21 protein-coding genes are annotated in these 22675 nt (G+C 68.1%); 7 read left to right on the forward strand and 14 right to left on the reverse strand.

Features of this window, described 5'->3' with window-relative positions:
- Position 1: 1 nt before the first annotated feature.
- The 4 genes from ACX80W_RS09605 to ACX80W_RS09620 form a co-directional block, all read right to left on the reverse strand.
- Positions 2-871 carry a carbohydrate ABC transporter permease gene (locus ACX80W_RS09605; protein WP_459282673.1) on the reverse strand — a complete coding sequence of 290 codons (870 nt, stop codon included), beginning with the start codon at positions 869-871 and terminating at the stop codon, positions 2-4.
- The gene (locus ACX80W_RS09610; protein WP_459282675.1) at positions 868-1716 is read right to left on the reverse strand and encodes a carbohydrate ABC transporter permease; all 849 of its coding nucleotides are present in this window, start codon (positions 1714-1716) and stop codon (positions 868-870) included. The genes ACX80W_RS09605 and ACX80W_RS09610 overlap by 4 nt, the downstream gene beginning before the upstream one ends.
- A 126-nt stretch (positions 1717-1842) precedes the next feature.
- Positions 1843-3198, reverse strand: coding sequence for an extracellular solute-binding protein (locus ACX80W_RS09615; protein WP_459282677.1), 1356 nt, complete (start codon positions 3196-3198; stop codon positions 1843-1845).
- Between the two features lie 110 nt (positions 3199-3308).
- Positions 3309-4511, reverse strand: a complete 1203-nt coding sequence (locus tag ACX80W_RS09620) for an ROK family transcriptional regulator (RefSeq protein ID WP_459282679.1) — start codon at positions 4509-4511, stop codon at positions 3309-3311.
- A 238-nt stretch (positions 4512-4749) separates the two neighbouring features.
- Between ACX80W_RS09620 and ACX80W_RS09625 the strand changes: the two genes are divergently transcribed.
- Positions 4750-5481, forward strand: a complete 732-nt coding sequence (locus ACX80W_RS09625; RefSeq protein ID WP_459282681.1) for a DUF72 domain-containing protein — start codon at positions 4750-4752, stop codon at positions 5479-5481.
- A gap of 78 nt (positions 5482-5559) precedes the next feature.
- Positions 5560-6012, forward strand: a complete 453-nt coding sequence (locus tag ACX80W_RS09630; RefSeq protein WP_459282683.1) for a hypothetical protein — start codon at positions 5560-5562, stop codon at positions 6010-6012.
- 4 nt (positions 6013-6016) lie between these two features.
- Here ACX80W_RS09630 and ACX80W_RS09635 read toward each other — a convergent pair whose 3' ends face one another.
- Complete coding sequence (locus tag ACX80W_RS09635) at positions 6017-6877, reverse strand: MurR/RpiR family transcriptional regulator (RefSeq protein WP_459282685.1); 861 nt, start codon at positions 6875-6877, stop codon at positions 6017-6019.
- Positions 6878-6944: 67 nt separating this feature from the next.
- Here ACX80W_RS09635 and ACX80W_RS09640 point away from each other — a divergent pair, with 67 nt between their 5' ends.
- Positions 6945-8120, forward strand: coding sequence for a dipeptide epimerase (locus ACX80W_RS09640; protein ID WP_459282687.1), 1176 nt, complete (start codon positions 6945-6947; stop codon positions 8118-8120).
- Here ACX80W_RS09640 and ACX80W_RS09645 read toward each other — a convergent pair.
- Positions 8086-8490 (reverse strand): winged helix-turn-helix transcriptional regulator, encoded by a 405-nt coding sequence (locus tag ACX80W_RS09645; protein ID WP_459282689.1) that lies wholly within the window; start codon positions 8488-8490, stop codon positions 8086-8088. The genes ACX80W_RS09640 and ACX80W_RS09645 overlap by 35 nt on opposite strands.
- Positions 8491-8889: 399 nt before the next feature.
- Between ACX80W_RS09645 and ACX80W_RS09650 the strand changes: the two genes are divergently transcribed.
- Entirely contained in the window at positions 8890-9459 is a 570-nt protein-coding gene (locus ACX80W_RS09650) for an NADPH-dependent FMN reductase (RefSeq protein ID WP_459282691.1), read from the forward strand.
- A 197-nt stretch (positions 9460-9656) separates the two neighbouring features.
- On the opposite strand, the gene ACX80W_RS09655 is transcribed toward ACX80W_RS09650, so the two are convergent.
- The 7 genes from ACX80W_RS09655 to ACX80W_RS09685 are packed head-to-tail and all read right to left on the reverse strand — an operon-like array spanning position 9657 to position 18282.
- Positions 9657-10520 (reverse strand): serine hydrolase, encoded by an 864-nt coding sequence (locus ACX80W_RS09655; protein WP_459282693.1) that lies wholly within the window; start codon positions 10518-10520, stop codon positions 9657-9659.
- Complete coding sequence (locus ACX80W_RS09660) at positions 10517-11692, reverse strand: serine hydrolase domain-containing protein (RefSeq protein ID WP_459282695.1); 1176 nt, start codon at positions 11690-11692, stop codon at positions 10517-10519. The genes ACX80W_RS09655 and ACX80W_RS09660 overlap by 4 nt, the downstream gene beginning before the upstream one ends.
- Positions 11679-12632: a S66 peptidase family protein gene (locus ACX80W_RS09665; RefSeq protein WP_459282697.1), complete on the reverse strand. Its 954-nt coding sequence runs from the start codon at positions 12630-12632 to the stop codon at positions 11679-11681. Before ACX80W_RS09665 ends, ACX80W_RS09660 begins: the two co-directional genes overlap by 14 nt.
- Complete coding sequence (locus ACX80W_RS09670; protein ID WP_459282699.1) at positions 12629-14455, reverse strand: dipeptide ABC transporter ATP-binding protein; 1827 nt, start codon at positions 14453-14455, stop codon at positions 12629-12631. The genes ACX80W_RS09665 and ACX80W_RS09670 overlap by 4 nt, the downstream gene beginning before the upstream one ends.
- Entirely contained in the window at positions 14456-15370 is a 915-nt protein-coding gene (locus tag ACX80W_RS09675; protein WP_459282701.1) for an ABC transporter permease, read from the reverse strand. It abuts the gene before it with no gap.
- Entirely contained in the window at positions 15367-16407 is a 1041-nt protein-coding gene (locus tag ACX80W_RS09680; protein ID WP_459282703.1) for an ABC transporter permease, read from the reverse strand. Before ACX80W_RS09680 ends, ACX80W_RS09675 begins: the two co-directional genes overlap by 4 nt.
- A 3-nt stretch (positions 16408-16410) precedes the next feature.
- Positions 16411-18282 carry an ABC transporter substrate-binding protein gene (locus tag ACX80W_RS09685; RefSeq protein WP_459282705.1) on the reverse strand — a complete coding sequence of 624 codons (1872 nt, stop codon included), beginning with the start codon at positions 18280-18282 and terminating at the stop codon, positions 16411-16413.
- Positions 18283-18527: 245 nt separating this feature from the next.
- Here ACX80W_RS09685 and ACX80W_RS09690 point away from each other — a divergent pair, with 245 nt between their 5' ends.
- The 3 genes from ACX80W_RS09690 (at position 18528) to ACX80W_RS09700 (ending at position 21970) form a co-directional block, all read left to right on the forward strand.
- Entirely contained in the window at positions 18528-19844 is a 1317-nt protein-coding gene (locus ACX80W_RS09690; protein WP_459282707.1) for a M20/M25/M40 family metallo-hydrolase, read from the forward strand.
- Between the two features lie 322 nt (positions 19845-20166).
- Entirely contained in the window at positions 20167-20904 is a 738-nt protein-coding gene (locus ACX80W_RS09695; protein ID WP_459282708.1) for a DUF8548 family protein, read from the forward strand.
- Complete coding sequence (locus ACX80W_RS09700) at positions 20867-21970, forward strand: HNH endonuclease (protein WP_459282885.1); 1104 nt, start codon at positions 20867-20869, stop codon at positions 21968-21970. Before ACX80W_RS09695 ends, ACX80W_RS09700 begins: the two co-directional genes overlap by 38 nt.
- Positions 21971-22020: 50 nt before the next feature.
- On the opposite strand, the gene ACX80W_RS09705 is transcribed toward ACX80W_RS09700, so the two are convergent.
- Positions 22021-22671, reverse strand: a complete 651-nt coding sequence (locus ACX80W_RS09705) for a DnaJ family domain-containing protein (protein ID WP_459282710.1) — start codon at positions 22669-22671, stop codon at positions 22021-22023.
- Positions 22672-22675: the final 4 nt, after the last annotated feature.

The following is a 22675-nucleotide window of genomic DNA, read 5'->3' on the forward strand; positions in this document are numbered from 1 at the left end:
CCTATCCTTTCAGGGCTCCGGACACGGTGAACGAGCCGCCGAAACCGCGCGAGACCACTATGTAGAGGAGGATCACGGGCATTGAGTACAGGATGGAGAAGGCTGCGAGCTCTCCGTAGGCGACCGATCCGTACTGGCCGAAGAAGCGGAAGATGCTCACTGCGGCGGGCTGGTTTTCGAGCGAGAACAGGAGGATGAAGGGAACGAAGAAGTTTCCCCAGGCCTGGATGAAGACGAAGATGAAAACGACGCCCAGGCCCGGCCGCATCAGGGGGACCACGACGTGCCAGAGCGCCTTCATCGGCGACGCCCCGTCCATCCATGCCGCCTCCTCAAGGGAGATGGGCACCGAGTCCATGAAGTTCTTCGTCATCCAGATGGCCATGGGCAGGAAGGTGGCGGCCATGAAGAACGTCGTGGCGGCCAGTGAGTCGAGCAGATTGAGCTGGACGAAAAGGCTGTACACCGGAACCATGATCGCCGTGATGGGCAGGCAGGTGCCGAACAGCACCGTGTAGAGGAACGGCCGATTGAACCTGGTGTTGAACCGCGAGAGCGGGTACGCGGCGAGCACCGCCGCGGAGACCGTCAGGGCGGCGGATCCGGCGGAGAGGATCACGCTGTTGAGCAGCGGGAGAAGGGTCTGGTCCGGCGTGAGGACGGCGGCGAAGTTCGCCAGTGAGTAGGATGCCGGCAGCCTCGTCTGGTACGTCGCCCCGGCATCGAGTGAGGCAAGGATGAGCCACATGAGTGGAACGAGGAAGCACAGGGCCAGGAGGATCAGGACTCCGTTGGAGAACCGCGATGCGGTGGTCGACGGCCTGGTGTGCCCGGCAGGCCGGGAGGACGGCGCGCGGGTGGCGGTACTCATGCCTCATTCCTTTCCCGCAGCAGCCGGATGTAGGCGAGGGAGAACGCCCCTCCGATGATGAGCATCACCACCGCGATGGCCGTGCCGTAGCCGATGTTGCTGTAGCTGAAGGCTTCCTCGTACGCCAGAATCGGGAGCGTGGTGCTCCGGTTGGTGGGGCCGCCGGCGGTCATCACGTAGATCAGCGTGAAGACGGCGAGGGTCTGGAGCGTGATGAGCATGAGGTTCGTGGCAATGCTGCGGCGGATCATGGGAAGGGTGACGAACAGGAGGCGCTTGGCGCCGCCCGCGCCGTCGATTTCCGCTGCCTCGGTGATTTCCCGTGGCACATCGTTCAGGGCCGCCTGGTACACCATCATGGAGAACGCGGTTCCGCGCCAGATGTTGGCCAGGATGATCGCGGCCATCGGCGTCTCGTACAGCCAGTCCACTCCGGGCAGGCCGAGGAATCCGGTCAGCTGGTTCAGGGTGCCGTCGCGGAAAAAGAAGGCGTAGGCGACGAACGCCGCAACAATTTCCGGCAGGACCCACGCAGCCACGACGCAGGTGCCCACCACTGCCCCCACCACCCGGTTCGCCTGCCGCATCAGCAGGGCGAGGGCAAGTCCGAGGAAGTTCTGACCGATGACGGCGGAAACCAGGACAAAGACCACGGTCAGGAGAACCGAGCGGGGAAAAAGCGGATCGCGGAACAGCGTGAGGTAGTTCTCGAGTCCTATCCACCGGGGATTGCTTGCGTTGGGACCCGTGAGGGCCGCGTTGGTGAAGGAGCCGTAGAAGGACCAGAGGATCGGCCCGGCCAGGAACACCCCGATGAGCGCGGTGGCCGGGGCCAGCGGCAGCACCCGGAGCCAGCCCCTGCGGTGGCGGCGCGGCGGCCGCGCTCCCCGGCCGTCGGTGCCGCCCTCCCCCTCGCGGCCCTCCCGGTTCCCGGGCCCTGCTGCCGCCCGGGTCCTCGTCGCGGAGATGGCCTACTCCTCGACGACGTTGTCGTCCCCAACGATGCCGCGCAGCGCTTCGTCGTAGGCGGCCGCGGCCTCCTCCGGCGTGCTGTTTCCGGTGATGACCGCCTCGGTCGCCTCCTGGACCGCGGTTGAGATCTCGGGGTAGTCCGACGTCGCGGGCCGGTAGTGGGTCACGTCGACAACCTCGGAGACCTCCTCGATGAACGGATTGGCCTCGAGGTAGGCGGGATCCTCGGCGATGTCGGTCCGCACCGCGATCTGGGAGTTGTCCACGGTGTACTGCAGCAGGTTGTCCTTGCTCAGGGCCATGCTGAGGAATTCGAAGGCGAGGTCGGGCTCTTCCGTTCCCGCGCCGATGGCGAGGGTCCACCCGCCCGACATGCTTACCGCGCCGGGTTCCTGCCCCTCCTGCGTGGGGAACGGCACGGCCCCCATGACGTCGCCGTACTCGGGCCACTCGAAGTCGCCGCCCTTCTGCCAGAACGAGGGCGCGTACGAGCCCTCGACTGTGGCGCCCATCGCGTCTTCCGGCAGCAGGTCCCCCACCACCTTCTGCCATACGTTCGCGTCAAGCGCCTCGGCGGGAGTGACGGCGAGTTCCTCCTCGTAGAGGGTCTGCAGGAATTCAAGGGAATCGATGAAGCCCTGGGATCCGGCAATCCATTTCTTCTGCTCCTGGTCGTACAGGCCTCCGCTTTCCGTGCCGTAGAGGAGTTCGTAGAAGCTCTGCATCACGGTGCCTTCTCCGGTGCCGGTGCCCGCGTACAGGCTGAAGGGCACGGCATCGGGCTGGGCCTTCTTGACGGCGCGCGCCATCTCGAGGAGGTCGTCCCAGGTCTTGGGCTCCCAGGGGACCTCGACGCCGGCGTTCTGCAGGACGTTCTTGTTGTACCAGATCACCCTGGTGTCGGTTCCCAGCGGCACGGCGTAGGTGCCTCCGTCGTCGGCGACTCCCGCTTCCTTGGCCGCATCGTTGAAGCTGTCCCACTCCTCCCACTCGCTGAGGTGGTCGTCGAGTTTCAGGAGATATCCGGCTTCGACGTCCGACCGGAGCTTGAAGGTGTCCTCATAGAACACGTCGGGGGCGGTGTCGGGTGAGCGCTGCGACAGCGCCAGGCGCGTCGCGTAGTCCTCGTCGGTGCCCTCCACCGGTTCGAGCTTGACTGTGACGCCCTCATGGGCGGCCTCGAACTGTTCCTTGGTTTCCTGCATCAGCGCGTGCAGGGGGGATGCGTCCCCCATCTTCTGGTACACGATGCGCAGGCTTGCGGTTCCGTCGTCGCCGCCTCCTGCGGAGCACCCCGTCAGCGTCAATGAGCCAATCGCCGCAGCCGCGGCAAACGTCCTGGTGCTCCCCCGCATGGTTCTCCTTTGAGCCTTTGGGCAGCATGCCCCCCACGGCACGCTGCTCGGTAATAGTACATCGAATCGATTTACTCAACAATGGATGTTTTAAGCACCGGTTCAAGCGGTCATTCACCCAGGAGCAGGCGGTCCGAGCGGGGCCCAAGGGTGTTCTCCAGGACCAGGCATGCGGCGCCGATCGCCGCCACGTCCTCCCCGATGGTCGTGGCGATCACCGTGACCGGGTGGATGCTCCGCGCCGCCCTGAATTCGGCCAGGGATGCGGGGATCATCTCAAGGTAGCGCCGTTCCAACGGGCCCCAGAACGGCCCGCCGAAGATGACGCTTTCGACGTCGAGCATGTTGGCGAGGACCGAGACCGCCCGCGCGGTCCTGGCCGCCGCACGGTTGAGGATGTCGATGGCACCCTGATGGCCCCGGTCCGCGGCACGGCACAGCTGCAGGAAGCTGTCGGTCACTTCGGTTCCGGCGCTGCGCTGGCGCCGGTCCTCGAGGATGCCGAGCTGCTCGGCCTCGCGCACAAGGGTCTCCGGGATGCAGGTCACCGCCACGCACCCGCGCATCCCGCATGCACAGTGCGGTCCGCCCGGATCCGTCACGATATGGCCGATTTCCCCCGCATTCCCCGATGACCCCCGGAGTACCTCACCGTTGATCACCATGCCGCTGCCGATACCTGTGCCGATGTAGACAAAGACAAAGCTCTGCGTCGCCTGCCACCGCCCGGCCCAGACCTCCGCCACGGCAGCGGCGATGACGTCCTTCTCGACCAGGACAGGCAGCCCGGTTTTCGAGGCCAGCGCCTCACGCAGTGGGACGCGGTGCCATCCCAGCAGCAGCGGCGGATCCACAACGGTTCCGGCGGGCAGGTCGACCGGTCCCGGTGGTGCGACGCCGATCCCCTCGATCCGCCCGGAGTCGACGCCCGACTCCCTGACCATCTCATCGATCAGCTGGGCGATGGCCGCGATGATCCCGGCAGGGTCGGCCCCGAACGGCGTCTGCTTCACCCTTCGGGCGAGGACACGGCCCAGCAGGTCCATGAGCACCACAGTCATGACGGCGGGATCGAGGTGGACTCCGACCGCATACCGTCCCTCGGGGTTGATGCGGAGGATCGTGCGTGGCTTGCCGGGTCCGGTGCCACTCTTCCCGCCTTCGAGGATCAGTCCCTCGTCGAGCAATCTCCGGGTGATGTTCGAGACGGCCTGCGCGGACAGGCCGGTGGCCTTGACCAGCTCGACCCGGCTCAACCCCTCCTCCGAGCGGCGGATCGCATCGAGGATCACACTTTGGTTGAAATCTCCCATTCTCGGGAGGTTCGTACCCCGGCGCATGCTCCACCTCTCGGCGCGGGCCCGTCCCGTCACCCCGCCGTCACCCCGGCGGTGTGCCCGCTGGAGGCACCCTACCGCGAATCCACCGGCGGGCGGAGGTGGAAACCGAACGTTCCACGGGCCAGTGGCCCCAACCGGCGGAGCGGCGCACCGGGGACACCACCTCCACTAGGATCGGAGCGATGTTTTCCACCACGGGCGGAGTTCGGCATTGAGCGTTTCCATCGGCACCTCCGGGTGGAGCTACGACCACTGGAACGACGTCCTCTATCCCGCCGGGACGCCGACCGCCCGGCGGCTGCAGTATTACTACGAGCGGTTCGGCACCGTCGAGCTCAACGCCAGTTTCTACCGGTGGCCGCGGGAATCGACCTTCGCAGGCTGGCGGGAGCGCCTCCCGCCGGGATTCCTCTTCTCGGTCAAGGCGCCGCGGGGGCTGACCCACGCCAAGAAGCTGTACTCGCCGGAGGTGTGGGTGGAGCGCATCGTCCGGTGCTGGCACGAACTGGGTGACAAGCGGGCCGTCCTCCTGGTGCAGCTGCCGCCGGCCATGGCGCGCGATGACGCCCGGCTCGACTATTTCCTGACCCTGCTGCCGGACTGGATCCGGGTTGCTGTTGAGTTCCGGCATCCGAGCTGGGAGACGGAGGACGTCTATGCGCTGCTCGAACGACACGGCGCGGCGTACTGCGTGATGAGCGGAGCCAACCTGCCGTGCGTGCTGCGGGCCACCGCGCCGTTCGTGTACCTGCGCATGCACGGCCCGGACACCCACCATCTCTACGGGGGATCCTATTCGGATGAAGACCTGCACTGGTGGGCCGACCGGATCCGCGAATGGCAGGGCGCCGGGAAGGACGTGTACGTGTACTTCAACAACGACGGCGGCGGCAATGCCGTGCGCAATGCCGACACGCTGCGGGGCATCCTGGGCGCAGGCTGAACCCTCCGGCCCCGCGGCTCAGGATCCCGCCGAAAAACAGCTCGGTTCCCCGCGGGCGTTCCGTCTAGGGTAAGCACCATGACGAACTCTGCTGACACCGGACCCGACGCGAACCACCGACGCCCGGGCGGCGTCGACGACGCCACTGTCGAGGCCCTCGGGAAGCTCTCCGAGGCACTCGAAGTGGTTGAGCAGGCCCGGGGTTATCTTTACGGCTTCCACCGCCTGACCGGCAAGGCGGACCTGGCCCTGGGCGAGGCGGTCGAGCTGCTGCGCACCGCCGGTCACGCGGACCTGGCGGACACCGTGGAGACGGACCTCGTGGGCCGCAACGTGATCGAGGGCCGCTGGACCTTCCAGATCGTCGAGGACTACGACGACTCCTACTACGCGGAGTTCAAGGCGCTCGAGAAACTGGCCCGCGACAAGCTCGCCGGCGGGAAGCGCCACCTCTTCGAGGCCGAAATGAAGGAGGACCGCCGCACGCAGGGCCGGAAGCACCACGAGGCGCTGCCACCGGAGACCTCCTAGGCGCTCAGCGCTGCTTCCGGTTCGTGATCGCCGCCCGCGTCGTCTCCAGCGCGTCCACTGTCGCGTCGTAGCTGCTCTGCGCCACCCCGACGAAGATGCAGTCCACGAGGGCGAGCTGGGCGATCCGCGACGCCATGGCGCCGGAGCGGAATGCCGTCTCGCGGACCATCGTGAGCAGGCACAGGTCGGCGGCCTCGGCGAGCGGTGACCCTGCACCGTTGGTGATGCCGATCGTCGTCGCACCAGCCTCGCGGGCCCGCTCGACGAACTCGAGCGTCTCGGCGGTCCTGCCGCTGTGGGAAAAGGCAACGGCGACGTCGTCGGCTCCCATCAGGGAAGCGCCCATCAGGGCGTCGTGCGGGTCGTCGAACGAATGCACCATCCGGCGGATGCGGAAGAGCTTGTGCTGAAGGTCATCGGCGACGACGGCGCCCGCGCCGACTCCGTAGACGAGGATCTGGCGCGCCGAGCCGATGCTCCCGATGACGCTGCGCAGCTGGTCGATGTCGAGGTGGGAGAGGGTCTCCTCGATGCCCAGGGTCTCGGCGAAGGCGATCTTGGCGACGGTGTCCGCAAGGGAGTCGTCGGGGCTGATGTCGGCGCCGAACCGCTTGGTGTCGCCGAACTGCGCCGTCTCGCGCCCGATCTCGGTGGCCATCGAGAGCCGCAGCTGGGCGTAGCCCGCGTATCCGACGGCGCGGCAGAAACGGACGACGGACGGCTCGGAGGTGCTGCAGATCTGCGCCAGTTCCGAGATGGTGTGGCGCAGCACGGTCTCCGGATCGGCGAGGATTTCCTCCGCCACCCGCCGCGCGGAGGGAGGAAGTGTGGGCAGCTGCGCCTGAATTGCCGATTGGATGCTCATCTGCCGCTTTCGGGAACCGGTCGGAAGGAATAGTCAGTCAGTTACAACCATGTAAAAGGTATCGTAAGTGACCTACAAGGGAGTTGGTGCAGTGGGGGATGAAATTCGAGGCGGCCGGTCCGCTGCGAGCGCCCATTCCGGACCGCGGCCATCGCTCGTGCTCACGGCGCACGCCGTCACCGTCCCGCTGATCCGGCCCTTCATCACCGCGGTCCGCCGTACGACGGTCCTCGAATCGGTGCTGGTCGAGGTGCGTGACGGCGAGGGACGCTCCGGCTGGGGCGAGGCGCCGATCAGCCGGGTGACCGGCGCAACCACCGCGGGCGTCCTCGGCGCGGTCCACGGCCCCCTGCAGGCGCTGGTGGCCGCGGAGGACGGAGCCGGCGGCCTTCCCGCGGCGCTTGCGCGGATTGCCGGATCCGGGGAGCGAAGTGCCGCACGGATGGCGGTTGACTGCGCACTGCACGACCTCGCCGCCCGCCGGGCCGGGCTGCCCCTGTACCGGTACCTTGGCGGCCGGAGCGGCCGGATCAGCACCGACATGACGCTTTCGGTCGACGGGCCCGAGGCCCTTGCCCGGGCCGCCGCCGCCCACCGGGACGCCGGCTTCGGCTGCATCAAGGTCAAGCTGGACGCCCAGGGCGACCCGGTGGCGAGGCTTCGGGCCGTGCGGAACGCGGTCGGTGACGGGGCGAGGGTCCGGATCGACGCCAACCAGGCCTTCACCGCCGACCAGGCCATCCGGTTCATCACGACCCTCGAGGACGAGGGGATCGACCTGGAGCTGGTCGAGCAGCCGGTCCCCGCCGGCGACTGGGACGGACTCGCCCGCGTCACCCGCGCCGTGCGGACCCCGATCATGGCCGACGAATCGATCTTGACCGCAGCGGACCTTGCACGGCTGATCGATGCCGGCGCGGCCACGATGATCAACATCAAGCTCGCGAAGACCGGAGGGCTCTCCCCCGCGCTGGAGCTCGCCTCGACGGCGAGGTCCGCCGGCATCGGAGTTCTTGTCGGCTGCATGATGGAAAGCAACGTCGGCATCAGCGCCGCCGCCGCCCTCGCCTCCGCCCTCGCCGCGGACTCCGGGGCGGACGTTCCGCAGGACCTCGACGGCGGCCTGTGGCTCAAGGAGTCACCGGTCGACGGCGGCGCCCGCTACAGCGGCAGCACCATCGCGCTGCCCGAGGTGCCGGGCACCGGAATTACGAGCCTCCGGAGGCTCCAGCCGGCCCGCTGACCGACCGATGCGCCTCGATTTCCGCCCGGTGCTCCTGCGCCCACCCGACAAGCGGCATCGCCTGCCGAAGGAAACCTGCACCGAGCGGGGTCAGGGCGTACTCCACCCGGGGAGGCATCTCCGGATAGGAGGTGCGGGTGACCATTCCGTCCTTCTCGAGGGTCCGGAGCGTGGCGGTGAGCACCCGGTGGGAAATAGGGGGCAGGGCGGCCTGCAGCGCCGTGAACCTCAGGGGCCCGCCGGCAAGCTGGTCGAGGGCGGGCATCGACCATTTGTCCCCCAACCGGCTGACGATCTCCCGCACGAAGACAATGGTGCCTTCATCCCTGTCGCAGATCACACGTTCCTGCTGGACAGCAGTCGATTCCATACTTCGCCGACTCTCCGGATCTCTCCTATTGGCCTCCGTGCGCTGGGTGCCGCCCCGCGGACTTCCGGGGGCGGCGATTCGCCCCGGCCGGGCCGTTGGCCGGTCCCGCAGCGGGAGACGGCCGGCACCACCGTGGCAACGCACCCATCGATTATGCCGGAGGAGCCTGAGCGTCAACCGGGAGTGTGGCCAAGGCCACGACCGCCGCCTCGGCGGCCGGAGCGGTCTTCCGCTGTCCGGAAATTCATTGCGCACTTTCACATCCGTATCAGGGCACTTCAAAGTGCCCATTTGAGCACCTTCAAGTGCGTATCCGGAAGGGGAAATATCCCCAATTTAGGGCGGGTTGTAGAGCTTGCTGGACAAGCACAAGTACAACCGGTCCTGAAAGGGAACAATATGACTAAGATCGCAATCATCCTCGGAAGCACGCGCCCCGGGCGCAACGGCGAAGCCGTCGCCAACTGGGTGCTCGAGCACGCTGCAACCCGCGACGGTGCCACCTACGAGATCGTCGACCTCCGGGACTACCCGCTGCCGCACTTCGATGAGCCGATGCCGCCGCTGATGGGTCAGTACTCGCAGGACCACACCAAGGAGTGGGCGGCGAAGATCGCCGGCTTCGACGGTTTCGTCTTCGTCACCCCCGAGTACAACCACTCGACCTCGGGTGTCCTGAAGAACGCCATCGACTTCCTGTCGGCGGAGTGGAACAACAAGGCTGCCGGCTTCGTCAGCTACGGCTCCGTCGGAGGCGTGCGCGCGGTTGAGCACCTCCGCCTCGTCGCCGCCGAACTGCAGATGGCGACGGTCCGGGACCAGGCAGCCCTGTCTCTGTTCACCGACTTCGAGAACTTCTCGACCCTGAAGCCGGGCGACCACCAGGTGCAGGCCCTCGAGAGCATGTTCACCCAGCTCGAAGCCTGGGCCAGGGCACTCGCGCCGCTGCGCGCCACCGTAGCCGCGTAGGCAGCCCGCAGTTCGGCCGACGGGCCGCGCCCCGCGAGAGCCCCGTGAGGGCCCCCGGCCGACGCGGAATCCGCGGTGTACCGCCCGCTGCGCCGGCCAGCACGGGTTCGGCCGCCCCCCATTCGCCAGTGGGCGGCCGCGTCCCGGCGACGACCGCGTTCCGCCGCCCCGGCGGCCGCGGCGCCCCCGGAGCCGCCCTAGCGGGCCGCCCACTCCTCAAGTGGGCCTTCAAGCACGAACTGAAGTCCTCCCGATCGCGTCCGGGACAGGCCCCAGGCGAGACGGGACAGGGCGCCGATCGCCGCCGTTGCCTCCGCCTCGCCATACGCGCGGGTGCACACCGCGAGGATGAATCCACCCGTCGGGTCGGTGCCGGCGCATGGCTGCACGAAGGCGACGTCGTGGCGGATTCCGGTGACCCAGCCCGACTTCGAACCCCACCGGGCCTCCGCGGGCAGCGCCGGCCCGATGAGGCTGTATTCCTGGGCCCGCAGCAGTTCGACCATGAACCGCGTGCTCGACCGGCCGGCGGCCCGGCCGGTGACGATGGCGCTCATGATGACGGTGAGGTCCCGGGCCGTCGTTTGCTGGGTCAGCCCGGCCTCCAGCGCCTCCAGGTCTCCGAAGAGCCGTTCCATCTTCGAGGATCCCGCCCCGCACACCGCCAGCGCTTCCCGGACCGCGTCGAGTCCGACAAGTTCAACGAGCATATTGGTGGCCTCGTTGGAGGAGACCACGATCATCCGCCGCAGCACCTCCCGCAGCGAGACCTGCCGTCCGGCGGGCGGCATGCCATCATCGATCTCACCGGGCTCGAAGTCGAAGGTGCCGCCGCCCGGCGCCGACGAGGTGAAGGTTCGACGGGAAATCAGCTGCTGGCTCAGCCGGAGCCTGCCGGCGTCCACGGCCCGCATCGCGGCGATGAGCACGGCGAGCTTGATCGTGCTCGCGGCATACACGGGGTCATCGGCGCCGTTCTCGGCGGTCACCTCCCCGTCGAGGGTGGTGAGGCAGTAGGAGATGAAGGGTACGCCGTCGCTGTAATCCGAAACGATGCTCATGCCGTCGCCTTCCCTTCAGTCGTGGCGTAGGCCGCGTCGGCGACGCGGACCCGGAACGGTCCCATGGCGTTGGTGAGCCGGTCGGGATGGACGCGGTTGGCCAGCAGCACCACCGTCACCGAACGGGTCCGGTCCATCACCAGCGAGGTCCCGGTGAAACCGTTGTGGCCGCGGGCCGCCGCGGCGTGCGTGCCCATCCAGTCGGGCTGCCCGATCCGCAGGCCCAGCGCGTGCCAGCCCGGATCGGGATGCGCGGCGCGCTGCGGGCCGAGCATGCGCGGCAGCTGGTCGTTCCACAGGCCGTCGGCGAGCGCCGGCGGAAGCAGTGCTTCGGGCCGGTCACGCAGCACGTTCCCGAGGCCCAGCACCGCTTCGGCCGTGCCGAAGAGTCCCGCGTTGGCGACGGCGCCGCCCAGGAACCAGGCGCTCTCATCGTGCACCTCTCCGCGCACCATGCCCCGGCCGGTTCCCGGCTGGTACTCGGTGGCGGCGCAGTCCTCGCGCCGGGGTGTGTAGGTCAGCGGGGCGGTGCGCGGGTCGAGGCTGCGCAGCGGGGCCAGCACCTTCGCCTCCACGAGGTCCGCCCATCCCCTCCCGGAGGCGCGCTCGGCAAGGGCCATCGCCGTGTTGAAGCCGACGCAGGAGTAGGTGAATCCTGTCCCGGGTTCGGCCTCGAGGGGCACCGCGAGCAGGTCCCCGAGCCGGTCGGCGCGGTCCGTCGCGGCGGGCAGCGTGCGCCATCCCTCCCACGTGCCGGGCAGCCCGGAGGTGTGGGTGAGGAGGTGGCGCAGGGTCACCTCGGCGCGCGGGCCGTGCCGGAAGGAGGGCAGGTGGCGGCCGGCCGGTTCGTCGAGGTCGAGTACGCCGTCGGCCACAAGCGCGAGCAGGGCCACGGTGCTGACGATCTTCGAGACCGAGGCGAGGTCGTAAAGCGTCTCCGCCCGGGCCGGCACGCAGTCACCGGGCGGGAGGGCGGCGCCGGCGTCACCGAATGCCACGGCGTTGCCGACCGCGACCGGGCCGGTGGTGCGCCCGCCGACGTCGACCGCGGCGACGGCCGACGGCGCGGCGTCGGCAGCGACCTCCTCGGTGAGGATCCGCAGGAGCTCCTCCCGGAGGGAGCCTTCGGCGCCGGCGGGCAGGGCGTAGGGAAGGGTTTCAGGAGAGGACAAGGCGGGGGCTTTCGTCGGCGGTCAGGGTGGCGGGCACGCCGAGGGGAACGCTGAGGGCCGCCGGGCCGTGCCCGAAGCCGAGTTCCCAGACGAGCGGAATGCCAAGGGGCACCAGCAGCTCCTCGACGAGCGATCTCACCTCGTGCAGCTCGCCGCACTGGCTCCACGAGCCGAGTGCGATGCCGGCGAGTCCGTCGAACCAGCCGGCGCGCAGCAGGGAGGTGAGGAGTCCGTCGAGCTTGTAGATGTCCTCGGTGACGTCCTCGAGCAGCCCGATCCGTCCCTCGTAGGAGGGTTCGGACCGGCCGCGGGCGCCCAGTGTCATGGCCAGCAGGCTCAGGTTGCCGCCGGTGAGGGTCCCGGTGGCGGTCCCCGGCACCAGCGTTTCGGCCGCGGGGCCGGCGAGGGTCCGGCCCGGGTACGCGGTGAACAGGGCCCGGCGCACCCCCTCGCGGGCGGCGGCGTCCTCGAGCAGGGCGTCGCTGGCGGGCATCGGGGTGAACCAGGTGGCCAGGCCGAGGTTTTCGGCCCAGTACTCGTGCAGGGCGGTGATGTCGGAGGAGCCGATGAGGGGTTTGGGGCGGGCGGCGCGGAGCTTTCCGGCGTCGAGCAGGTCGAGGATCCGGACCGCGCCGTAGCCGCCGCGCAGGCAGACCACCGCGGCGATGCTGTCGTCGCACACCAGGTCCTGGAGGTCGGCGGCCCGGTCGGCGTCGGTCCCGGCGAGGTAGGGCGCGCGCGGGTGTACGTCGCGGGCGTGCCGGCCGAGCACGGGTTCGAGCCCCCACTCCTTCAGCAGCCGGACCGCCCGGTCCACCTTCCCGGGAGCGGCCGGGCCCGACGGCGAGACGAGGCCCACGCGGTCCCCCGCCTTCAGCGGCCCCAGTTCGGGCCGCAATGCCCGGGCCGCCAGTGGGCCCGCTCCCCCGGCGGTGCTCACGAGGCGGCCCGGGCCGGTGCCGGCAGATCGCGGGTGCCCGCGCTGGTGGGGACGACGCTCAGCAGCTTCCGGGTGTAGTCGTGCTGCGGGTTCAGCAGCACGTCCTCGACGCGTCCCTCCTCGACGATCCGCCCCTCGTACATCACCACGACGCGGTCGGCGATGTTCCAGGCCAACCCGAGGTCGTGGGTGATTACCAGGGCGCCCAGGCCGAGCTCGCACTTGAGCCGGAGGAACAGGGCCAGGACGCCGGCGCGCACCGACGCGTCGAGGCTGGCGACGGGTTCGTCGGCCACGAGGAACTCGGGGTCCAGGGCGAGGGCCCCGGCGATGACGACGCGCTGGCGCTGGCCGCCGGAGAGTTCCTGCGGGATCGCGGTGAAGTACTTCGACGGCGGGTTCAGCTCGGCCCGGGCCAGGGCCGCGGTGACGAGCTCGCGTTCGTCGCCCTCCAGGTGGTGGAGGCGCGGGCCCTCGGCCACCGCCTCGTACACCGAGTGCTTCGGGTTCAGGGCGGCGGTTGGGTCCTGCAGCACGAACTGCACGGCCCGGCGGTAGGCCTTGAGTGCCTTGCGCCGGTGCACCAGCGGCTCGCCGCGGAAGAGGACCTCACCGGCGCTGGGCTTCTGCAGCCCGAGCAGCGTCCGGGCCAGGGTGGTTTTGCCGGAGCCGGACTGGCCCACCAGGGCGACGATCTCCCCGGCGTTGCAGGTCAGGTTCACCGAGTCGACGGCGTTGGTGGCGCTGCGGCCGAACCGCACCGAGAGGTTCCGGGCCTCGAGCACCGGAGTCGGGACGGCCGCGGGTGCTGTTGGTGCTGTCGCCGGTCCGGCCGCCGGCACTGAGGGTACCGGCACCGGGGAACCCGCCATCGGCGCTGGGGAATCCGTCGTCGGCGCGGCGGCACGGCGGCCGGCGCCAGTGCGGGGTAAGGCGCCGTCGTTGTACCGGTCGGCGTCGTGCGCCGTCGGGGCGTTCGGCGCGGTGTAGGTGGGCAGGCGCAGCCGCGAGGCCGGGTCGCCAATGGTGGGGAATGCCGACGCCAGCGCGGCCGTATGTGGGTGCTGCGGGTTCCGCATCACCTCCGCCGAGGGGCCCTCCTCGACGATCCGGCCGGCCTGCATCACCACGATGCGTTCGCAGGTGGCGGCGAGCACGGAGAGGTCGTGGCTGATCATGATCAGTGAGAGGCCGCGCTCCCGGACCAGCGAGGTGAGCAGGTCGAGGACCTGCGCCTGCACCACGACGTCGAGCGCCGTCGTCGGCTCATCCGCGATGAGCACCTCCGGCTCGCACGCCAGGGCCATGGCCATCATGATGCGCTGCTTCTGCCCGCCCGAGAGTTCGTGCGGGTAGGACAGTCCCTTGGACACCGGCAGCCCGACCTGCCCCAGGAGTTCGTTGACCCGGGCGATCCGCGCCGCCGCGTCCTTGTACTTCGCGCCGTCGCCGGTGGCGTGGATCTGCAGGGCCTCGGCGATCTGGTCGCGGACCTTCCGCACCGGGTTCAGGGAGTGCATGGCGCCCTGGAAGACGATGGCGGCCTCGGTCCAGCGCACCGACCGGAGCCTGCCCCAGCTGAGCGTGGAGATGTCGTCTTCGCCGAGCAGGATCGAGCCCTCGATCGTGGCGTTGGCCGGCAGGAGCCGCAGCACGGACACGGCGAGGGTCGACTTGCCACAGCCCGACTCCCCGGCGATGCCGACGGTGGCCCCGGGCTCGACGGTGAGGTTGACGCCGTCGACGGCGGTGACGGTGCCGCGTCCGCCCTCGGTCTGCGTCGTGTAGGTGATGCGCAGGTCCTTCAGTTGCAGGCGGGCCATTTAGCGTCCTCGCAGTGTGGGGTTGATGACGGATTCGAGGGCGCGTCCGACGAGGGTGAAGGACAGCACCACGAGGACGATGGCGAGGCCCGGCGGCAGTACGTACCACCAGTAGCCGCCCGTCGCGGCGCCGGTGTCGAGGGCGGACTTGAGCATGCCGCCCCAGGAGACGCTGCTGGGGTCGCCGAGGCCGAGGAAGGCCAGCGTCGACTCGGCGATGATGGCGGAGCCGACGGTGAGCGTGGTGTTGGCCAGCACGAGCGGCATGACGGCGGGCAGCACGTGCCGGGTGATCACGTGCGCGTCCGAGGCCCCCAGCGCCCAGGCCCGTTCGATGTAGGGGCGGGCCTCCACGGTGAGGGTCTGCGAACGGACCAGGCGTGCGGTGCCGGCCCAGGAGGTGACGCCGATGGCGACGACGATGGTGGCGATGCCGGGCCCGATGATGCTCGAGAGCACGATGGCCAGCACCAGCCCGGGCACCACGAGGAAGAAGTCGATCAGGCGCATCAGGACGGCCTGGGTGGCGCCGGTGAAGTGGCCCGCGGCCATGCCCATGACGGTGCCGATGACCATGGAGACGAGGGTGGCGGCGAAGCCCACCACGAGGGAGATCCGGGCGCCCCAGATCAGCAGGGCGAGCACCGACCGCCCGGCGGGGTCGGTGCCCAGCGGGTTGGCGGGGCTTGGCGGTTCGTTGCGCCCTGCGGTGACCTGGGTGACGTCGAGGACGCTGGCCGGAGCGAACAGCGGGATGACGGCGGCCAGCGCGATGACGGCCAGCAGGATGATGAGTCCGATCAGGCCGGCCCGGTTGCGGGCGAACTCCTTCCAGCCGTCGGCCAGGGCCTGGCGGCGCCGTGCCGCCGCGACGTTGACGCGGCGGGTTCCCGCGGATCCGGTCGTCGTGCTCATGCGGCACGCAGCCGGGGGTCGAGGAAGCGGTAGAGCAGGTCGGCGAGGAAGTTCATGACGATCACAATCGAGGAGAAGACGACGAAGGTGCCCTGCAGCAGCGGGAAGTCCGGCGCGGAGAGGGCCTGGAAGGTCAGCAGGCCGAGGCCCGGCCAGGAGAACACCGTTTCGACGGTAACCGCTCCCCCGACGAGTCCGCCCAGGGTGAGGAAGATGAGCGTCACCGTGGGCAGCAGCGCGTTGGGCACCGCGTGGCGGCGGCGCACGGCGTCCTCCCGCAGGCCCTTGGCGCGGGCGGTCTGGAGGTAGTCCGAGGTCATCTCCTCCAGCAGGGAGGCGCGCATGACCATCAGGTACTGGGCGTAGACGACCGCGACCATGGTGACAACGGGCAGGATCATGTGCCGGGCGATGTCCCAGAGCAGCGGCAGCCCGGTCGCCGAGGTTCCGGCCGTCACCAGCCCGCCGGTGGGGAACCAGTGGAGGCCCCCGCCGAAGACCAGCAGCAGGATCAGTCCGAGCCAGAAGGTGGGCACCGACCAGAAGACCAGGGCCAGCCCGGTCGAGGTCTTGTCGAACAGGCTGCCGCGGCGCCAGGCCGCCCGCTGCCCCAGCCACAGCCCGAGGACCATCGAGATGAGCGCGGCGGTGCCGGTGAGCAGGAGCGTCGGGCCGAGCCGGTCGAGGATCAGGTTCAGGACCGGCTCGCTGTAGGTGTAGGAGTAGCCGAGCCGGCCCTGGGCGAGGTCGGCGAGGTAGCGCAGGAACTGCGTGAGCAGCGGGTCGTTGAACCCGAGCTGCTCACGCAGCAGGTCCATCTGATCGGCGCTGACCCGGCGCCCCTCCGCCAGTGAGCGGACGGGGTCGCCGGGCAGGATGCGGAAGGCGAAGAAGCCGAGCAGCACCACCATGATCAGGGAGATCACGGCGCCGCCCGCCTTCAGGGCCGCGTAGCGCAGCCACGAGGACGCCCGGGGTGGTTCATCCGGTGCCGGTTCGCCAGGGGCGAGGTCGGCGGCACTCAGCGCGTTGGACATGGATTACTGCCGGTCGTCCGCGGTGGCGCGTCGGCGCTTCGCGAGGAAGAACGCGGCGAGACCGCCAACGACTAGCACGCCCACGACGGGGACGATAACCGCTGCCGGGTTGGCGTCGCTGGTCGCCCCTGCCGCTTCGAGCTCCCCGACCGGCGTCGCGCTGTAGACGCCCCAGGGGCCGTTCTGGGCCAGGATTACCCCGCCCTTCTTGGGCTGGGTGGTGAACGGCTCGAACTTGTCGGACCGGTAGGCCTCAAGGGAGTCGGCGTAGAACAGGACGTTGTTGACGGCGGCGTCGTAGATCAGCTTCTGGGCCTCGACGACGAGTTCGCTGCGGCGTTCCTGGTCGAGTTCGGTGTGCTGTTCCTGATAGAGGGCGTCGAACTCCGGCGAGCACCAGTTGGATTCGTTGGTGGCGCCGGTGCCGTCGGCGTTGGGGCGGGAGGAGCACTGGTTGATCGAGAGCTGGAAGTCGGGGTCGGGCCCGATGCCCCAGCCGGTGAAGTACATGTCGTAGTTGCCGAGGATCGAATCGTCGTTCAGCTGCCCGGAGGCCTTGATCTCGGTGGTGGCCTCGATGCCGATCTCCTTAAGCCACGGCACCACGTAGTCGGCCATCTGGGCGTGCGCGGGCTTGCTGTTGCTGCCTGCGAGGCGCAGCTTCAGGGGCTTGCCCTCCTTGTCCAGGCGGACGCCGTCGGGGCCCATTTTGTAGCCGGCTTCGTCGAGGATGCGGTTGGCTTCCTCGGGGTCGTAGCTGTAGGGCAGTTCCTCGTCGGTGTCCCAGTGGTACAGCGGGTAAACGGAGGGAATCTCGCCGGTGGCCGGTTGGCCGAGGCCTTCGAGGACCTTCTCCAGCAGGGTCTTGCTGTCGATGGCGCGCACGATCGCCTTGCGCAGTTCGATGTCCTGCAGGGCCGGGTTGCCGTCACCCATCAGGTTGCCCTCGGAGTTGATGGTGCCGGAGTTGAGGTTCAGCGCCTGGTAGCGGCGCCCTGCACCGGAGTTGACGGTGACGTTCTCCTCGGACTCGAGCGCCTTGTACTGGGCCGGGGTGAGGTCGCCCACGACGTCGAGTTCGCCGTTGAGCAGTGCCTGCACGGCGGCGTCGCTGTTGCGGTAGGGCACGTAGGTGACCGCGTCGACCTTGGCCTTGCCGCGCCAGTAGTTGGGGTTGGCCTTCATCCGCACGCCCGACGTCGGGTCGTAGCTTTCGACGGTGAACGGTCCGCTGCCCACGGCGTCCTTGGAATTTTCAAAGGTTGCGGGGTCCTCGACCTTGGACCAGATGTGCTCCGGCACGATGGCGAGGTCCGCACCGGGGTTCGGTGCCTGCGCCTCGTTGAGCTTAATGACCAGGGTCTGCTCATCGGGGGCCTCGACGGAGTCGATGTTCTCGAGCAGGGTGCCGTTGGCCGCCTTCAGGGTGTCACTTTCGGCGATCGCGTTGAAGGTCCAGGCGGCGTCGTCGGCCGTCACCGGCTCGCCGTCGGACCACTTGCGGTCCTTGCCGATGGTGTAGGTCCAGGTAGTGCCGTCCTTGGAGGTCTCCCACGATTCGGCGAGGGCCGGCACGATTTCATTGTTTTCGGCGCCATAGGTGACGAGGCCTTCGTACTGCAGCAGCAGGATGTTGGTGCTGGCCGCAAGGATGGCGGTGAAGGGGTTGAGAGAGTCGATGTCGCCGGTGAGGGCGAGCTTGAGCGTTTTCTCCTCGGCCTTCTCGGCGGCCGTGGCCGCGGGGACGGCGAGCGCCCCGGGGGTGAGGGCCAGTGCTGCGGCGAGGAGGCCGGCTCCGGCCGTTCGGGCGAGCCGTTTGCCGGGGAGGAACGGGCGCGCCGGCCCGTCGGTGGGGAGAGGAGACCTGGATGCCATCGTTTCTCATTTCGCTTGTGCCTGCCAGCAGGTCAGGGTGGCGCGGCAGAGCGCCGCGGACCCGATTCTGGTGAGAGAAAACCCGTCTGGAGAATTGGCCGGCACCACGCTGTGCGGGCCAATGTAAGTAAGCTACACATGAGGCTGTTGTGATGCAAACCACTTACCAAGGTGTGTTGGATCACGCGGTACAGTCGGAAGCTGAGGCGGATTTCCGCGCCTTGACCCCAGCACCGGAGGAACAGATGGGCAGCATCGATACGGCCGAGTTGTGTGCAGCGCTCATCCGCTTCGACACGAGCAATTACGGTGAAGGCAAGAGCGAGGGTGAGCGCGGCGTCGCCGAGTACATCGTCGGGCTGCTCACCGGCGCAGGGTACGAGCCGCAGATCCTGGGGCCCACGCCGGAGCGTGCGTCGGTGGTCGTGCGCGTCCCGGGCGCCGACCGCTCCCTGCCGGGCCTGCTCGTCCACGGCCACCTGGACGTCGTTCCCGCCGAGCCGGAGCAGTGGAGCGTCGATCCGTTCGCAGGCGAGATCCGCGACGGCTACATCTGGGGCCGCGGCGCCAGCGACATGAAGGACATGGTCGCCATGACCCTCGCCACGCTCCTGGCCTGGGCGGAGGAGGGAACGGGCCCGCAGCGCGACATCGTCGTCGCCTTCGTCGCCGATGAGGAGGACAAGGGCGACTACGGCGCCCTGTGGCTGGCGGCGGAACACCCGGAGCTGTTCGAGGGGGTCGAGGCCGCGATCGGTGAATCCGGTGGGGCGCCGACCTTGCTCACCTCTGCGGCGGGTGAGCAGGTGCGGCTGTATCCGGTGGCGGCCGCGGAGCGCGGCACGATGCACATGCGGATCACGACGACGGGCACCTCGGGCCACGGCTCGCGGCCGAACGCCGACAATGCGGTGATCCACCTCCTGGAGGCGCTGCACCGGGTCACCGGGCACGCCTGGCCGATCGTGCTGACGCCGACGGTCCGCGCCTACCTTGAGCAGACGAACGCGGCGCTGGGGCATGCGGTGGACCTCTCGAGCGAGGAGGGCGTCGAAGAGGCGGTGGCGCGGATGGGCGATCTCGGCGCCGTCGCACGGACCACCATCCGGTGTTCGGCAACGCCCACGGTCCTTCACGCCGGCTACAAGGTCAACGTCATTCCGGGCATCGCGCACGCCGAACTCGATGTGCGGTGCCTGCCGGGCACCGAGGAGGAGACCCTGGCGGTGCTCGACGGCCTGCTGGGCCCGCGGGTGTCGCGCGTCTTCATCTCGCACCAGCCGCCAGTGCAGGCGCCGATCGATTCGCCCTGGTTCGAGGCGATGCGGGCGGCCCTGATGCGGCACGACCCGGCGGCGGTCGTCGTCCCGCGGTGCATGGGCGGTGGAACCGACGCGAAGGCGTTCACGCCGTTGGGCATCGCTTGTTACGGCTTCTCCCCGCAGGGGGCGGACCCGGAGGGCAGGACGTCGGACGGCGTGCACGGGGTGGACGAGCGGGTCCCGGTGTACGGGTTGAGGACGGGTCAGCGGATCCTGCAGGACTTCCTGAGCACGGTCTAGTCCAGACGTCGTTCCTCGCGGAACGCCTATGTACGTCCATCTGCGGCTCGTCCATTCGAGTATTTGGAGCGGAGGTGGTCGTCCCGCGAAGAATGGACCGCAAAACTTTCAAGGTATATGCACCCGTCCTTGATTTAGCGCTGCGCTGATGCTGAAAAACCTGAAGTGACGGTCGGCCCGCGGCGGCCATACCCCACGGAGAAATCCATTGGTTGTATTTCCCGCGATGTCCACAAAAGGCACCTTTCCATTTGTGATGTCACCCTCGTCCGGATCAGGACTCGGATAGTCTGACGTCGACGAATCGACAAGGGGGGTACACATGGACGAACGGCAGGCCGTTGCGGCTGTGGCTAGAGCGGTAGACAACATTCCTGCAGAACATTTTGGGGTCTGGCCCGGCGGATGGCCAGGCCAAGTCGGGATGGCGTTAGTGGACGCGGTGTATTCGATTCGAGCTACCTACAGAACAACGAATCCAGAGAAGGGTGTCTTGGGCAGGGTGAAGATATTCCGCGAGACCTACCCCGACGCTGCGAAGGATCTCAAGAGTCTACAAAGCCTAGGCGAGGAACCAATCCGCGGCATCATGGGCAACGGGAAGACAGGTGGCCGATACAAGAGCGAGTGCATCATAGAGGCAGCTGAAAATTTCCTGTCCCTCGACCGGCCAGTGAGGCGCACAACGGATCTCTGCGAGAGAGACCCAAATCACCGGCGGGCTTACACACGGGTCAAAGGACTTGGCATAGTGACTTACGAGTATTTCACTATGCTGCTTGGCAAGCCTGGCATCAAGGCGGACCGAATGATTCGCGGTTTTGTTGATAGCGCAATTGCAGGCCAGGGCCTGCCTGCGGTGGATGCGCAAACGGCCCGGCGCATCGTGCAAAAAGTACATGCGTCAGGCCACTCCCAGATTGAGCTGCAGAAATTCGACCATGCGATCTGGATATACCAGAGGGATCTTCTTCGAAATTTTAGGACGGTTCCTCTGTCGGAAAGAACCAGCGGTGAATCTGATGGAGACGCGCAAAGGGATGTCCGTGGCTCTGCATGACCTTACCGACAGGGAAGCCGTACTCCGGGCAATGGAAGAGTATGACGGCATTGGGCGGCAGGCTTTTCTCGCCAAATACGGCTTCGGGCAGGCCCACAAGTATCTTCTTGTCCACAAAGGGCGTTACTACGACTCCAAGGCCATCGTAGGGGTCGCTCACCGCATCCAAACCGGCGCTCTGCTGAGCCGTTCCGAATTTAGCGGCGGTGTCCACGGCGCAGTTCAGCGCCTCGAAGCACTTGGATTCGACGTCGCCCACAACCAACCCGAGGCGGGCGAAGATCAGAGGAACGCGGCGATAGAACTTCTCTGGAACCCCGAGGAATGGAGCTGGAATGAGATCGATTTCCAGGCATCTCAAGACGCGATCACCGAGCGTGGGGTGGCGTTGGGACGGTGGAGTACTGGCACCAGGAAGCGCGACATTCACCCTGGAGATCGCGTCTTCCTCTTCCTAGTTGGCACCAAGAATCGGGGCTTGATCGCCTCAGGGCACGCAACCAGCAACATTTTTCGGGGGCCGCATTGGGACCCACTTCGACCCGGCGGCGCCCCCTACATTGACGTCGTGTGGGACGCGCTCATGGATCGCGAAAACATCCTTCCGTGGAATACGATCGTGAACTGCGTCCAAGGTTTCCCCGAGCGCTTCCAAGCAGGTGGGCAAAAGCTGGATGTTCTTCAAAGCCGCGCGTTGGAAACCCGTTGGCAGGAACACTGCGATTCCACGACTCTGAGCCGCGTCGAGACCCCGGGTAGCCCAGCAATTCAGCAAAGTTATTCGTACGGCCTCGCAAAACGCCGGAATCATCAGCGTCGGTTTCGAAACCTTCTCCTCGCCAACTATGATCCCGTCTGTCATGTTTGCGGGTTTGATCAGGTGGAAATTCTTGAAGCGGCTCACATCGTTCCTGACTCAATGGACGGGCCATCCACAGTCGAAAACGGGCGTCTGCTGTGCCCAAACCATCACCGCGCGCATGACGCCCGACTTTTCCACTTCAAGGACGATCGTCCCGTATGGCCCAATAGGAACGCCGAGTTTCTTGCGCCGACCCGGCCCTAGTTGGGCGGAGGCGGAGAGAATACCCGTCCGGCACCATGGGCTCGCTCCACTCAGCCGGTGCCCTTCCACACGCGCTGCCACCAGGAGCGCCGCTCCGCCTCCTCCGCGGCTGCGTCCTCGTCACGGGCAGCCTGGGCCGTCTTCGAGGTGCGCCGCTGGTGCCACCGCTCCACCTCGCCGTCGACGTCCCGCGTCTTCGTGATGACGGGCGGGCCGCCAAGCAGTTGCCGCCGCGCGTCGATGACGCGCTTGTTGAAATCCTCGACGATGTCGCGGACCTGCTTCTCGGTGTAAACGTGGTCGAGGCGGGCATCGAGCCCGGCGTCCTCGGTGCGCAGCAGAATAGCCTTCGGCCCGAGCCCGGTAAGGTTCTCGCGTTCGATTAGGCTCGTGACCCACCAGTCCGGGTCGTGCGCCTCCCCCAGTCCGGGGATCGGCTTGCCTGCGTACTTGAGGTTGTCCCAGTCCCCACGCGCCATCGCCTCCCGCACCAGGAAATCGGCCCTTGCGGCGTTGTCTTTGAGGCGGGCCCGCGCGGCGAGCGCCTCGTCGTCGGAGACCTGCCTGGATTGCGCGGCCTCGGCCTCCTCCTTGCGCAGTTGGGCGAGGTAGCCCTGAGGATCGCCCGATTCCCGCGCCGCCCGGTACTCCGCCGCGCGCTGCATGCGGCGTTCGTACTCGCGGGCTGCCCTGCTGTTCATGATG

The sequence above is a fragment of the Arthrobacter melezitosi genome (assembly GCF_054511055.1).

What these genes read in the sequence shown, in the direction of transcription:
- ACX80W_RS09605 (WP_459282673.1), bottom strand. Translation starts at nt 871, where the DNA reads ATGAGTACCGCCACCCGCGCGCCGTCCTCCCGGCCTGCCGGGCACACC.
- ACX80W_RS09615 (WP_459282677.1), bottom strand. Translation starts at nt 3,198, where the DNA reads ATGCGGGGGAGCACCAGGACGTTTGCCGCGGCTGCGGCGATTGGCTCA.
- ACX80W_RS09620 (WP_459282679.1), bottom strand. Translation starts at nt 4,511, where the DNA reads ATGGGAGATTTCAACCAAAGTGTGATCCTCGATGCGATCCGCCGCTCG.
- ACX80W_RS09630 (WP_459282683.1), top strand. Translation starts at nt 5,560, where the DNA reads ATGACGAACTCTGCTGACACCGGACCCGACGCGAACCACCGACGCCCG.
- ACX80W_RS09635 (WP_459282685.1), bottom strand. Translation starts at nt 6,877, where the DNA reads ATGAGCATCCAATCGGCAATTCAGGCGCAGCTGCCCACACTTCCTCCC.
- ACX80W_RS09645 (WP_459282689.1), bottom strand. Translation starts at nt 8,490, where the DNA reads ATGGAATCGACTGCTGTCCAGCAGGAACGTGTGATCTGCGACAGGGAT.
- ACX80W_RS09650 (WP_459282691.1), top strand. Translation starts at nt 8,890, where the DNA reads ATGACTAAGATCGCAATCATCCTCGGAAGCACGCGCCCCGGGCGCAAC.
- ACX80W_RS09655 (WP_459282693.1), bottom strand. Translation starts at nt 10,520, where the DNA reads ATGAGCATCGTTTCGGATTACAGCGACGGCGTACCCTTCATCTCCTAC.
- ACX80W_RS09670 (WP_459282699.1), bottom strand. Translation starts at nt 14,455, where the DNA reads ATGGCCCGCCTGCAACTGAAGGACCTGCGCATCACCTACACGACGCAG.
- ACX80W_RS09675 (WP_459282701.1), bottom strand. Translation starts at nt 15,370, where the DNA reads ATGAGCACGACGACCGGATCCGCGGGAACCCGCCGCGTCAACGTCGCG.
- ACX80W_RS09680 (WP_459282703.1), bottom strand. Translation starts at nt 16,407, where the DNA reads ATGTCCAACGCGCTGAGTGCCGCCGACCTCGCCCCTGGCGAACCGGCA.
- ACX80W_RS09685 (WP_459282705.1), bottom strand. Translation starts at nt 18,282, where the DNA reads ATGGCATCCAGGTCTCCTCTCCCCACCGACGGGCCGGCGCGCCCGTTC.
- ACX80W_RS09690 (WP_459282707.1), top strand. Translation starts at nt 18,528, where the DNA reads ATGGGCAGCATCGATACGGCCGAGTTGTGTGCAGCGCTCATCCGCTTC.
- ACX80W_RS09695 (WP_459282708.1), top strand. Translation starts at nt 20,167, where the DNA reads ATGGACGAACGGCAGGCCGTTGCGGCTGTGGCTAGAGCGGTAGACAAC.
- ACX80W_RS09700 (WP_459282885.1), top strand. Translation starts at nt 20,867, where the DNA reads ATGGAGACGCGCAAAGGGATGTCCGTGGCTCTGCATGACCTTACCGAC.
- ACX80W_RS09705 (WP_459282710.1), bottom strand. Translation starts at nt 22,671, where the DNA reads ATGAACAGCAGGGCAGCCCGCGAGTACGAACGCCGCATGCAGCGCGCG.